Raw genomic sequence first — 12,835 nt, 5'->3', positions numbered from 1 at the left:
TTAGGTTTTACGACGGCTTCGCCGCCGATCGCGGCTAACAGCCGCTCCCACAGGGGGCCGTGTTGTACCTGATAGAGATGTGTAGATACCTATGCAGCGATGACGCCAGACCCGTCACCTCTTTTGTTGGATAAGGTCTCATTAATTGAGAAACGAACATGAATGCCCTTGACCCCGTACTGAACACCGCCCCGGACAACGAACTGCGCCGCGGCGCCCTGGCTGCCATACCGGTGCTGCTGGGCTTCGTCCCCTTCGCCCTGGTGCTTGGCGCCCAGGCTTCGCAACACCAGCTTGGCCCCGGTGCCGTGGCGCTGATGACCGGTCTCAACTTCGGCGGTGGCTCGGAATTCGCCGCCATCGAGCTGTGGTCCTCGCCGCCGGCGATCCTGGTGATCGTCGCCATGACCCTGCTGGTCAACAGCCGCCACCTGCTGATGGGCGCGACCCTGGCCCCGTACCTGCGCCACCTGCCGCTGCCCAAAGCGCTGGGCGCGCTGTTCTTCATGTGCGACGAAAGCTGGGCCATGGGCCTGGCCGATGCGCGTCAGCGCGGGCGCTTGAGCCTGCGCTATTTCATTGGCGTGGCACTGTGCCTGTGGGTCACCTGGGTCGGCTTCACCAGCCTGGGCGCGCTGGCCGGGCCAATGCTCGGTGACCTGCACGGCTATGGCTTCGACATGGCTTTCGCCGCGGTCTTCCTGGTGTTGTTGCGGGGGATGTGGAAGGGCGTGCAGGCGGCGCTGCCCTGGCTGTTCAGCCTGATCACGGCGGCGCTGTTCTACCTGCTGATTCCCGGTGGCTGGTACGTGCTCGCCGGCACCGTGGCCGGACTGGTCGGCGCCTATCTGTGGGCCCGGCCATGATCGATATCGCCACCTTGACCACCATTCTCGGCATGGCCATGGTCACCTACCTGACTCGCGCCCTGGGCTTCCTGCTGCTACGCAATCGCACCCTGGGACCACAACTGACCCAGGTGCTCGACGCCGCGCCGGGCTGCGTGCTGATTGCGGTGATTGCGCCGAAATTCGTCAGCGGCCATCCGGCCGACCTGATTGCCCTGGCGCTGACGGTGTATGCCGCCTCACGCTACTCGATCCTGCCGGTGGTGCTGTTCGCCATCGTGGTGACGGGGGCGCTGCGGACGTTGCTGCCGTAAAGAAACCTCCCGGCCTGGCCGGGAGGCTGGTTGCACTATCAGACGAACTGCGCCGAAACCTCGGACCACAGGCTGACCTTGCGACCCTTCTGCTCGAAGAACTCGATTTCCCGCTTGATCCCCGAGCTGATGTCCCAGCCCGGCAGGTCGAGGATGATCAGTTCTTCCAGCGACTCCATGAAGAACGCATCCACCGGGCCCCACAGCTTGCCGATCGCGGCGCTGTCCTTGCCCTTGAACGCCAGGTTGATCGGGTGGGACATGGACACCTGGCTGTACACCGCGTTGCCCGATTCGACGATGGCGGCGGCGACCTCGTTGCACTTCAGGAAGCGCTCATGGGTGACGTTGGCGTCGGCATGGCTGTAGGGGCAGGCAAGAAAGATTTTACGCATACATTCCTCTTTTTACGGATAGACGGGGAGCCGTGCTCCCCGGTGAATCAAGCGGTCTGCAACTGGGCGGGGGAGGCGGCTTCGGGCTGCTCCTGGGCTTCGTAGCGGTTCGCCGCCGGGACGGAGATCTTCACCGCGATGAACACCGCCAGCAGGCCGCCGAGCAGCTTGGCCAGGAGGATCGGCATGATCAGCGACGGCTGGAAGTTGGCGGTGAAGGCCAGGTGGTCGCCGATGGTGGCCTGGGCGCAGACGCCCATGGCCACGCACAGCACCTTGTCCCGGGCGTTGAGGTTCTTGAACATGTGGTACACGGCGATGATGTTGGCCAGGACCATGACGAAGGCCGCCGCGCCCGCTGCGGACAGGCCGAGCTGCTTGCCCAGCACTTCCATCGGGCGACGGCAGTAGCGGTTGAACAGGTAGCAGATGGGGAAGGTGCCGGCGAGCATGATGCCGATGTAGCCGGCGATCTCGATGGCGCGGAACAGCTCCTTCTGGTCGGCGAACATCGGGTCGAAGCCCCAGCCGATGGTCTTGCTGAACAGGCCGGTGAAGTGCTCGACGATCGCCAGCGCGAGGATGATCTTGATGAAGGCGTCCATCAGTTTGCCGAACACCAGAAAGCCGTTGACCATCATGGTGGCGCGGTAGCGCAGGCCGGCGGCGAGCAGGAAGCAGAAGATGAACAGCGGCGCGAGCAACTTGAGCGCGCCGATGAAGTCGATGGTCAGCAGGTGCACCGCCTCCGAGTTGGTCGACACGATGTCGCGCACCGGCAAGTTGAAGGCGGTGATCATCATCAGCGCGGCGAGCACTGCGAAGGGAATGCTGATCAGCCCGGCCATGGCGCCGAGTGCCAGGTACTTGTGGTCCTTGCGTTCGAGCATCATCAGACCGACCGGAATCAGGTAGACGATGGTCGCCCCCGAGGTGTAGCCGACGATCATCGCGGCGATCCACATGTCGCGGTTCGCGGTCAGGGCATCGGCCAACTGGTAGCCGCCCATGTCCACGGCGATGATCGACAGTGCGGCGATCGACACGTCCGAGCCGACGGCGGCGAAGTACGGACCGAGCACGATGGTGATCAGCTTGGACAGATAGGGAATGGAAATCATGATGCCGGCCTGGGCGAGAAACACCGGACCGATCGAATGAATGCCGTTGACGAACTCCTTGCCCAACCCGCTTTGCGGTTTTATCACCGACGCCAGTGCGCCGATGATTGCGCCGCACATGATCAAGTAAATTACGAAATTTCCAAACTCAGCCATCTTCATCACCCTAGTCTTGTTTGGCGCACGGTTTGCCGACGCAAGATTTTCCGAAGGGCGTTTCCCGAAACGGAAAACGTACTTTTCTGTTTGTTATCCCTCACCCACCCGGCCCGTCAGGGCCTGGGTCACTCTGGATGTGCCAATGGCAGGTCCACTTTGTGTGCCATTTTGAGGATTTTATGTGGGTTTGACCGTAAGGAATGATTGGTTCGGGCAGTTTTTTTGACTGTTTTGGCTATAATCCGCGACAGGCCGGGTACCCGGGGCTGTCGGCTTGCCAGGGCAATCCCGCAGTTTTCAAGGCGTCCAGCGCCATCGTGTCGAATGGATTTTTCTGTTTTGCATCAAGGGTGTGCAGCGGTAACACGGCTGCACGGCTTTGTTGCGGTCAGGTAACAGTTTTAGGACCAGCCATGCGCCCAAACGAAAGACGGCAACACATTCTGGAAATGCTGCGACAGCGCGAGAGAATCTCGGTCGATGAACTGGCGCGCCTGCTCGGCACGTCCCAGGAAACCATTCGGCGCGACCTGGCCGAGCTTTCCGAACTTGGCCAGGTCACCAAGTTTCACGGCGGTGCTTCGTTGCCGCCCAGTGGCGAGCACGAGAACGCCTTTCAAACGCGGATGAACGAGCACTCGGCGGAAAAAAGAGCGGTGGCCCGCTATGCCGCCGGACTCTATTCGCCCGGCGACAGCATCCTGATCGATACCGGCACCACAACGCTGTTCTTCGCCAGGGAGCTGGCGCGCTTAAGCCGGATCACGGTGATTACCAACTCGCTGCAAGTGGCTTCGAGCATTGGCGCCAGTGGCAATCGGGTGTTCGTGATTGGTGGCGAATATCGCCCGGAGTCCGAGCAGAATACCGGCGCCTTGGCCATGGAGCAGATCGCCCGTTTCAATGCCGAGCATGCGGTGGTCACCATCGGCGCGCTGAACGCCGACGGTGCCTTCGACTTCTCCATCGAGGAAGCGGAAATCACCCGCGCCATGATCGCCAGGACCCGCTACCTGACGGTGATCTGCGACTCTTCGAAGCTCGGCCGGCGGGCGCTGTTCGAGGTGTTCCCGCTGGAGCGCATCGACCGCCTGATCATCGACCGCAAGCCGATGGGGGCTTTGGCCGAGGCGCTGGAAGCGGCGCAGGTCGAGGTGCATGAGGCGCCGGTGCTGGCGAGGGGAGAGCGGTAGAGCAGGCCAGAGACCGCGTCGAGCACAGGTGTTGTGGCTGGCCCGGAACCCTGTGGGAGTCGGCATTGCCGACGATGAGGCCATCCGCCTCGACATCGATCTTGCTGGCCTGAGTTGTTCTTGCGGGCCTCATCGCTGGCAAGGCCAGCTCCCACAGGGACCGCGTCGAGCACAGATACTGTGGCTGGCCCAGAACCTTGTGGGAGCCGGCTTGCCGGCGATGAGGCCATCAGCTACACAACGCATTCAACCGACTGGACGACGCCTGCAACTCCTGGCTCAACAGCGCCAAGGTAGTCGAGTCCCGCGCGCTTTCATCGCTGGCTTCCTGAATGCGCACCGCCAGCTCGGTCACTTCCTGGGTCACATGGCTCTGCTGACTCGCCGCCGCAGCAATCTGCGTGACCCGCTGGGCAATGTCCTCGAAACCGTTCGCCGTGCTGCCCAGCGCCGACATCAGCCGCTGCGACTGGGCACTCACTTGCAACGTGCTTTCCTTGCCCGAGACCATGGTTGTCACTGCGAGGTCGGACGCTGTGCCGAGGTCGGCGATCATGCTCTGGATCTGGTCCGCAGACGCCTGGGTCTTGCTCGCCAGGGTGCGCACTTCGTCGGCGACCACGGCGAAGCCGCGACCCTGTTCTCCGGCCCGGGCCGCTTCGATGGCGGCATTCAGGGCCAGCAGGTTGGTCTGGGCGGAAATCGCCATGATCACTTCCAGCACATTGCTGATCGACTGGATGTCGTTGCCCAGTTCATCGATGGCCTGCGCCGCTCCGCTGATGTCCTGGGTCAGCCCGGCGACGGTGCGGTCGTTCTGGTTGACGATGGCTTCGCTGTGACGGGCCGCTTCCAGCGAGGCCTGCGCGGTTTCCGAGCAGTCCACGGTGTTCGCCGCCACTTCGTTGGCGCTGGCAGCCAGTTCGATGATCGCCGCAGCCAGCTGGCTGTTGTCGCCGCGCTGGGCATCGGAACGTTGGGCGATCAGCGCTGACAGGCGGGTAATTTCACCGGACTGTTCGAGCAACTTCGCCGACTCCACGGAGATCGTCGAGAGCATGCTGCCCAGTGCATTCGCGTAGTCATTCACAGCACCACGCAACTGGCCGATTTCGTCATTGCGCACGATCTTCAACTGGGCGCTGCCACCGCCGTTGCCCAGGTTGCCGATCTGCCGGGTGGTTTCATGGATCTGCGCGATCAGCGATTTGCCGGCCAGCCAGGCCAGCGCCAGGATCAGCGCCAGTCCCGGAAGCAGGATCAGCAGGATGTCGCGGGTCAGGGCCTGGGAGATGCTCGATACGTTGCGCTTTGGCGTGACCACGCCGATCACCCAGCCGGTGGCCGGTTCCCGCACCATGGTCAGCAGCGCCGGCTCGCCGAGCTGTGCGTCATCCTCGACCTGACGCTCGGCAAAGGCCACTGCACCGCGCTGCTGCCACGCCGCCTGGTTGGCCCAGGCGAACTGTTCCGCCAGTGTGTCGCCAGCCTCCGCGCCGGGGGCGTAGATAGGATGCCCGGTGTCATCCATGGCGAAGGCATAGCCGCCGGTGACATTGCCGTGCTTGCGCAGGAAGTCCTTGAGGTTGTCCAGGGTCAGGTCCAGGGTCACCACGCCGGCCACCTTGCCTTCGCGCTGGTAGGGGATGGTGCAGGTCACCATGGTCACCTTGCTCACCGGGTCCTGGTACACCGGTGACCAGGCGCACTGTCCCGGCTTGCCGGTCAGGCCGCGCTGGTACCAGTCGGTCTGCTGGTAGGGCGGCGTGCCGGGCAGGTTGTTTTCGTCGGAGTAGACCAGGCGTCCGCTGGCGTCGCGGGCCCAATAGATACTGCGCAGCGCCTCGCCGGGGGTGAAGGCGCCGGGCTCCGGCCACACGCCGCCACCGGCGATGCCCTGGTCGCCATGGGCTTCGATCACCGGTTCGAGGTTGTTGCGCACCACCTGGGTATCCAGCGGCAAGGTCTGCGCCAGCGATGCCAGGGTCGAGGTCCTGGCCTGGATTTCCTGGAGCTTGATCGACAGCTGGCGGGTGATGGAGATGGCGGACTGGACGTTGCCGTCGCGGATGGCGGCTTCCAGTTTCGGTTCGCCACGGAAGACCATCACGGCGTAGATCGCGAGGGATGTCACGACCAGCGTCGAGATGATCCCGATCGACAGCCGCGACATGAGATTGATCGGCATGCTTGGTACTCGGAACAGGGGAGAGGATTCGCTAGCGGTATGCAAGGAGAAGGCGCCTCCATGCGCCAGCGAGAGGGGTTAACGCCAGCCGCGGCAGCGACCTACGGCGTCGGAGAAACTGTCGCGCCATTGCCGGGCGACGTCCGCCGAAACCTTGGGGCGGAAGCTGGTGCTGGTGTTGTGCGGTGCGGCGAGGTTCACGCCGATCCCGCGTGCCGCCAGGGCGGCGCAGCCAAAGGCGGTCAGCTCGTCGAAGCGCTGGGTGACGATGCAGCGTTGCAGGGCATCGGCGAGGAACTGGGCGAAATACGGGCTGCGCGCCAGGCCGCCATCGATGGACAGGCGATCGGTGACATTGAGGAAACCGTCCATGGCGTCGATCACTTCGACGCTGCGCAGGGCGACGCCTTCCAGCAGGGCCTGGCACATGTCCTGGCGGGTGGTGCTGCCGTTCATGCCGACCCACAGCGCGGCGGCGCTGCGGTCCCAGTGCGGGCAGGCCAGCCCGGACAGCGCCGGGACGAACGCCAGCTGGCGACCGATGGCCGGCGGCTGGGCGAAGGCCGCCAGTTCGGAGAAGTCGCTGAACAGCCCCAGGCGCCCGGCCCATTCCACGGCGGCGCTGGCGTCATACACACCACCGTCCATCGCATATTGGGGCTTGCCGTCGATCTGCCAGCCGATGGTGGCGAGCAGGCCCTTGTCCGGTGCGCGGATGATTTCTTCGCCGGTCAGGGTCAAGGCGAAGGCGCCGGTGCCGTAGGTGATCTTGGCGTCGCCCGGATTGCGGCAGCCATGGCCATACAGCGAGGCTTGCTGGTCGACGATGGACGCGGTCACCGGCGTCGCACCGATTTCGCCGAACAGACCGACCGTGTCGCGGATCTGCGGCAGCGTCTCGATGGGCACGCCGAACAGCGCGCATAGCTCGCTATCCCATTGGCCGGTGGCAAGGTTCATCAGCGAGGTCCGCGAGGCGGTGGTGACATCGGTGGCGAACACCCCGGTCAGGCGATCGAGGAACCAGGCGTCGGTGGTGCCCAGGCGCAAGCGGCCTGCGCTGAGAGCGGCGCGGGCGGCGGGCAGGTGCTCGATGATCCAGGCCAGCTTGCTCGCGGAAAAATATGGATCGAGGGGCAGCCCGGCGCGCTCCAGGGTCAGGGCTTCGCCACCGGCGGCGCGCAGGCGCTCGATCTGCTCGGCGGTGCGGTTGTCCTGCCAGACGATTACCGGGGACAGCGGCTCGCCGGTCCGGGCATCCCAGGCCAGGCAGCTTTCACCCTGGTTGGCCAGGCCGATGGCATCCACGTGCCCGGTGGCCTCCAGGCAGCGCTGGATATTGTTGAGCAGCTCCAGCGGGTCGTGCTCGACCCAGCCGGGATGCGGATGATGCTGTTGATGTCGCAGGGCGAGCTGGATATCGGCGTTGCCGTTCTGCGACACCACCAGGACTCGGGTGCTGGTGGTGCCTTGGTCTAGGGCTGCGATGCGCACGGTTATGGCTCCTGTCGGCGGTTCTTGTGGTCAACGGCCGACAAAGTCGACTTCGAGTTGCTGGGTACCCCTCGGGATAGTCAGCTGTTCAATGGGGATCAGCAGGCGACGCTCTGGCAGGCAGGCACGTTCCTTCGACCAGATGGCCTTGCCGTCCGCGCGGACCACCAGGGTACCGGAGGTGGCGGCAGCGACCCGCAGCTGCAGATGCTCCAGACCCGGCACGGAGGAGGGCACGAGAACCTGGGGCACGCACAGTTTGAGCGAATCCCGGCATTCGATGGCGATCCCCGGGGTCCTGGCCGGCAGTTCGCCGCGCAGATCACGGGCTATCAGCCGGGCCACGCGACGTCCTTCGCGGAACGACCAGCCGGCGGTCTCGATCGGCCGCAGCAGGTTGCCGGCGGCAAAATACACCGGGTCCGAGCAGCGGCCGTACTGGTCGATGACCGGGCCGCCACTCTTGCTGTCGACCTGCAGATCGCTCAAGCGCGTAAGGCTGGACTCCGGAGTGAACTGGCCGGTCAGAAGCACGCCATCGCACTCGAATTCCTCGATGCGACCATCGGCCATGCGCACACTGGCCGATTCGACCCGGCCGGTACCGTGCACCTTGATCAGTTCGGCACCGAAGTGCATGGGCACGCCGCACAGCCGCGGGAACAGCGACAGCGGCCAGCGTGCCGTGGCCCGGGTGTTGCGCTCGATCATCGCCACCGGCTTGATCCCGACCTTGCGACAGCTCAGTACCGAGGACAGGCTGACCAGCTCGGTGCCGACGATCAGCGGGCGTTCGAACGGCTTGAGGTTCTCCAGATACAGATAGGACTGTAAGGCGCCGGTATTGATGACCCCGACCGGGCGATCGCCGCCGAGCAGGCGTGCCGAGCGCGGGGTTTCCCGGGCACCGGTGGCAATCAGCACGCGGCTGGCCTCGATGGAGAACGGTCCCTGCGGCTCGACCCCTTCGATCACGCCGCCGCTGCCGAGGCGGGTGACGCTGTGCCTGACCAGGATCTCGACCCCCGCCCGCAGTGCCTCGGCCACGTTGCGCCTGGCGTAACCGGGGCCGCTGTAGAGCCGACCGTATTCCCAAAAGCCGAACGGCGGGTGCCCGCAATGCCGGGGGATTCCTCCCGCCTCGGCTTCGCGCTCGACCACCACGACCTTCCCGACCCCCTGTTTACGCAGTTCGACGGCGGCGGACAGACCGGACGGCCCTCCACCGATGATCGCAACGTCGACCTTGATGTGATTAGTGGCTTTCATGGCAAGCACCTGTAGCGAGCGGAACAGCAAGGCGGCCGGCGCTGAGCTCGGCGATGTGTGCCCCGCAATAGAAACCCTGGCAGCGTCCCATGCAGGCACGGGTACGGCGTTTCAACCCGCCGAAGTCACCGGGCGGTAGCAGGCCGGCCAGGGCGTTTTCGATCTCCCGTTTAGTGACCATCTCGCAGTGGCAGACGATCTCGCCATAGCCGGGTTGCTGGTAGTCCCGTGGCAAGTGTTCGGCAAGGTTGGGCATCGTCGGCCACTTCAGCGATGCCGCTGGCAGCGCTGCATGCGCGCCGGCATACAGCCTGAACACATGCTGGGCGATGCCCAGGGCGGCGGTGAGGCCGGTGGAGCGGATGCCGCCGACGGTGATCCAGTTTTTCTCGGCGAGCGTGCGGATGCGGTATTCCTTCTTGTCGCTGGCCGGACGCAGGCCGGCGTAGGTCGCGGTCACCGGCATGCCGGCCAGCGCTGGAATGCGCTCGACCGCCGCGTCCACCAGTTGCGCCAGGGTGTCGCTTTCCAGGTCGGCATGCACGCGGTCGTCCTGTTCCTCGGCGGTCGGCCCGACCAGCAGGTTGCCGAAGATGGTCCGGGTCAGGACGATGCCCTTGGTGCGCTCGTTGGGCACCGGCAGGACGATGGCGCCCAGCAGCTTCGCCGCCGCCTTGTCGAACACCACGAACTGGCCCTTGCGCGGGTGGATGCTGAATGCCGCCTCGCCGAGCAGGTCCTGTTCCAGGCGATCACCGAACAGGCCGGCGCAGTTGATCACGGTGGTGGCGCGGACGGTGCCGGCGCTGGTCAGCAGGGTCCATTGGCCGTCGTCGAAGCGTCCCGCCTGGACCTCGGCACTGAAGCGCACCTGGGCGCCACTGAGCATCGCCTGCAGCAGGTAGCCGAGGGGCGCCGACCACGGGTCGATCAAGTACTCGCCCGGCACTTCCACGGCGCCTTTCACAGTGCTGGCCAGGTAGGGCTCCCGGGCCAGCACGTTGTCGCGGCCGATCAGCTGTACGTCGGCCACGCCATTGGCGTGTGCCTGGCGGACGATGCCGTCGAGTTTCGCCAGGTCATCGTCGCTCCAGGCCACCACCATGGCACCGGTCTTCAGCAACGGCAGGTTCAGGCGCTGATGGATCTCCAGGTACTCGCGGTAACCCGCCTGCATGCACTCAAGCTCGACGCTGCCCGGCGGCGCATCGAAGCCGGTGTGGAGGATCGCGCTGTTGCCCTTGCTCGCGCCGGAAAGAATGTCCGGGCTCTTCTCCAGCAACAGCACCCTGGCACCTTCCAGGGTGAAGCGCCGGACCATGGCGCAGCCGACCACGCCGCCGCCGACCACGACCACATCGTAGGCATCGTCCTTCTTCGAGTTCACATCGTTCATTGCAGTGCCCGCTTGACTTTTGGTCAGTACGACCGAGGTAGCGACAGGGGTGCAGTGGGCATGCCACTGACTGGAAATTTGTTGGATTGTGGTTTTGCTGGCGTGCAACTGGTCGGGCAGCGGCTCACTGGAAGACCTTTCCGCTGGCAGAGAATGAACGTCAACGCCCGTGAACCAAGGCGATAGAGCTCGGGGCGGAGTTCTGGGGGCTGTTGTGGGCGATAAATCTGAATGGGCAGTTTCTACAAGTGTTCAAGTTCTTGTGGCATTTCTCGTCAAACCAACAAACGGCCAGTGTGTTACCAAAATGGGGCGCGGTTGTTACCTTTCGCCCCATAAATACCCATCAATTCAGTTGCATAGCGGGCCTTTCCGGTTGATGCAGCGTGCTGGGATGTGAGTTATGCAAAGTGTGTCCACAGTCGGTTTTGGTAGGGACAGCGTTGATATCCGCAGGTTTTGTTTTTGATTTTTTAGCTTTAAATCCACATAACAACAATATTCTGTGGCTTTGGCACAACTGGTGCGACCCCTGGCAGCCCCGACCGGCCTGCTTCATGGGCCGGATTCCGTGATAACCAAGAGGTAGCTCCATGACCGCCGATAGTCTTCTTTCCCAGCTGTTTCCAGTCGCCGAGGACATTCCCGAGCCCTATCGCCTGGAGGGCCAGACCGAACAGCGCGAGTACCTGGTCGATGGCCAACTGCGCCTCTGGGACGGCCCGCTGGCCACCGTGCGCAGCCCGGTGTTCCTCGCCACTGACGAGGGTGACCGCCAGGTGATCCTGGGCAGCACGCCGCAACTGGATGCCGACACCGCGCTGGTCGCCCTGGACGCTGCGGTCCGTGCCTACGACAACGGCCAGGGCGAGTGGCCGAACCTGCGCGTGGGCGAGCGCATCCGCCATGTCGAACGCTTCCTGGCACGCATGCGCGAGCAGCGCGGGGCGGTGGTCAAGCTGCTGATGTGGGAAATCGGCAAGAACCTCAAGGACTCGGAAAAGGAGTTCGACCGCACCTGCGACTACATCGTCGACACCATCAACGCCCTCAAGCAGCTCGACCGTCGCTCCAGCCGCTTCGAGCTGGAGCAGGGCACCCTGGGCCAGATCCGCCGGGTTCCGTTGGGCGTGACGCTGTGCATGGGGCCGTACAACTACCCGCTCAACGAGACCTTCACCACCCTGATTCCGGCGCTGATCATGGGTAACACCGTGGTGTTCAAACCGGCCAAGTTCGGCGTGCTGCTGATCCGGCCGTTGCTGGAGGCCTTCCGCGACAGCTTCCCGGCCGGGGTGATCAACGTGATCTACGGCAGTGGCCGGGAGACGGTCAGCGCCCTGATGGCCAGTGGCAAGGTCGATGTGTTTGCCTTTATCGGCACCCACAAGGGCGCCAGTGCCCTGAAGAAACTGCACCCCAAGCCACACCGCCTGCGCGCGGTGCTCGGCCTGGATGCGAAGAACCCGGGGATCGTCCTGCCCCAGGTCGACCTCGACAATGCGGTGAACGAGGCGATTACCGGGGCGTTATCGTTCAACGGACAACGGTGTACGGCGCTGAAGATGCTCTTTGTGCATGAATCGCGGGTGGCTGAATTCCTCGACCGGTTCAATGCCCGCCTGGCCCACCTCAAGCCCGGCATGCCGTGGGAGCCGGGGGTGGCGCTGACGCCGTTGCCGGAAGCGGGCAAGAGCGATTACCTGAGCGGGCTGGTGGCGGATGCGGTGGCCAAGGGCGCCAGGGTAGTCAATGCCGGCGGCGGCCAGGTGCGCGGTTCGTTCTTCTATCCGGCGGTGTTGTTCCCGGTGTCGCCGGACATGCGCGTATACCGCGAAGAACAGTTCGGCCCGGTGGTACCGGTGGTGCCCTACAGCGATCTGCAGAGCGTGATCGACTACGTGCTGCAATCGGACTTCGGCCAGCAGTTGAGCATTTTCGGCAATGACCCGGCGCAGGTCGGGCGGTTGATCGATGCCTTTGCCAACCAGGTCGGCCGGATCAATATCAACACCCAGTGCCAGCGCGGGCCGGATTCCTATCCGTTCAATGGCCGCAAGGATTCGGCGGAAGGCACGCTGTCGGTCCACGATGCCCTGCGGGTGTTCTCTATCCGCACCCTGGTCGCGGCGCGGTTCGATGAGGGCAACAAGGGGTTGATCAGCGAGATCATTGGTCGGCGGGAGTCGGGGTTTCTGACTACCGATTACATTTTCTGAGGTCTCTCGAATCCACTGTGGGCTTGTCGGGGCACCGAACCGCAGCGATGGGCATGGGTATCTACACATCTCGGGCAAAGGTCGACGCGGTCCCAAATCCTGTCTACCCAATGAACCTGGAGAAACGCGGCAGGCCGGACACTGTGAATCCATGATTCGGCTTGGTCAGAGACTCGTGCGGGATGTTTTTGGGACCGCTAGCGCGGTCCATCGCAGCTAAAGCAGCTCCTACCTGGACC

The 12,835-nt window shown here is 64.1% G+C and carries 10 protein-coding genes and 1 pseudogene; 4 read left to right on the top strand and 7 right to left on the bottom strand.

Translation table 11 applies throughout. The features are described from left to right. Positions 1 to 158: 158 nt before the first annotated feature. Positions 159 to 866 (top strand): AzlC family ABC transporter permease, encoded by a 708-nt coding sequence (locus ACODSK_RS30805; protein ID WP_489021662.1) that lies wholly within the window; start codon positions 159 to 161, stop codon positions 864 to 866. Next, positions 863 to 1,162 (top strand): AzlD family protein, encoded by a 300-nt coding sequence (locus ACODSK_RS30800; RefSeq protein WP_489021660.1) that lies wholly within the window; start codon positions 863 to 865, stop codon positions 1,160 to 1,162. Before ACODSK_RS30805 ends, ACODSK_RS30800 begins: the two co-directional genes overlap by 4 nt. Positions 1,163 to 1,200: 38 nt before the next feature. On the opposite strand, the gene ACODSK_RS30795 is transcribed toward ACODSK_RS30800, so the two are convergent. Both ACODSK_RS30795 and eutH read right to left on the bottom strand, forming a co-directional pair. Next, complete coding sequence (locus ACODSK_RS30795; protein WP_489021658.1) at positions 1,201 to 1,557, bottom strand: DUF1937 family protein; 357 nt, start codon at positions 1,555 to 1,557, stop codon at positions 1,201 to 1,203. A gap of 47 nt (positions 1,558 to 1,604) precedes the next feature. Further along, positions 1,605 to 2,834 (bottom strand): ethanolamine utilization protein EutH, encoded by a 1,230-nt coding sequence (eutH, locus tag ACODSK_RS30790; protein WP_489021656.1) that lies wholly within the window; start codon positions 2,832 to 2,834, stop codon positions 1,605 to 1,607. Between the two features lie 416 nt (positions 2,835 to 3,250). Between eutH and ACODSK_RS30785 the strand changes: the two genes are divergently transcribed. Then, positions 3,251 to 4,030, top strand: a complete 780-nt coding sequence (locus tag ACODSK_RS30785; protein ID WP_489021654.1) for a DeoR/GlpR family DNA-binding transcription regulator — start codon at positions 3,251 to 3,253, stop codon at positions 4,028 to 4,030. 229 nt (positions 4,031 to 4,259) lie between these two features. Here ACODSK_RS30785 and ACODSK_RS30780 read toward each other — a convergent pair whose 3' ends face one another. The 5 genes and pseudogenes from ACODSK_RS30780 to ACODSK_RS30760 all read right to left on the bottom strand — a co-directional run bounded on the left by ACODSK_RS30780 (position 4,260) and on the right by ACODSK_RS30760 (position 10,377). Next, positions 4,260 to 5,561, bottom strand: a complete 1,302-nt coding sequence (locus tag ACODSK_RS30780) for a methyl-accepting chemotaxis protein (protein WP_489021664.1) — start codon at positions 5,559 to 5,561, stop codon at positions 4,260 to 4,262. Positions 5,562 to 5,621: 60 nt separating this feature from the next. Further along, positions 5,622 to 6,137, bottom strand: a pseudogene (locus ACODSK_RS30775) (cache domain-containing protein); the annotation flags it as partial. A gap of 159 nt (positions 6,138 to 6,296) precedes the next feature. Then, positions 6,297 to 7,712, bottom strand: coding sequence for an FGGY-family carbohydrate kinase (locus ACODSK_RS30770; protein WP_489021653.1), 1,416 nt, complete (start codon positions 7,710 to 7,712; stop codon positions 6,297 to 6,299). 30 nt (positions 7,713 to 7,742) lie between these two features. Next, the gene (locus ACODSK_RS30765; RefSeq protein ID WP_489021651.1) at positions 7,743 to 8,981 is read right to left on the bottom strand and encodes an NAD(P)/FAD-dependent oxidoreductase; all 1,239 of its coding nucleotides are present in this window, start codon (positions 8,979 to 8,981) and stop codon (positions 7,743 to 7,745) included. Continuing rightward, positions 8,968 to 10,377: an NAD(P)/FAD-dependent oxidoreductase gene (locus tag ACODSK_RS30760; RefSeq protein ID WP_489021649.1), complete on the bottom strand. Its 1,410-nt coding sequence runs from the start codon at positions 10,375 to 10,377 to the stop codon at positions 8,968 to 8,970. Before ACODSK_RS30760 ends, ACODSK_RS30765 begins: the two co-directional genes overlap by 14 nt. Before the next feature lie 593 nt (positions 10,378 to 10,970). Here ACODSK_RS30760 and ACODSK_RS30755 point away from each other — a divergent pair. Next, complete coding sequence (locus ACODSK_RS30755; RefSeq protein WP_489021647.1) at positions 10,971 to 12,596, top strand: NADP-dependent glyceraldehyde-3-phosphate dehydrogenase; 1,626 nt, start codon at positions 10,971 to 10,973, stop codon at positions 12,594 to 12,596. The last annotated feature ends 239 nt before the right edge of the window (positions 12,597 to 12,835 follow it).

It is taken from the genome of Pseudomonas sp. FG98 (assembly GCF_057808595.1).
The sequence above is the reverse complement of the archived record's forward strand: the minus strand, read 5'-3'. Positions and strand labels throughout refer to the sequence as shown.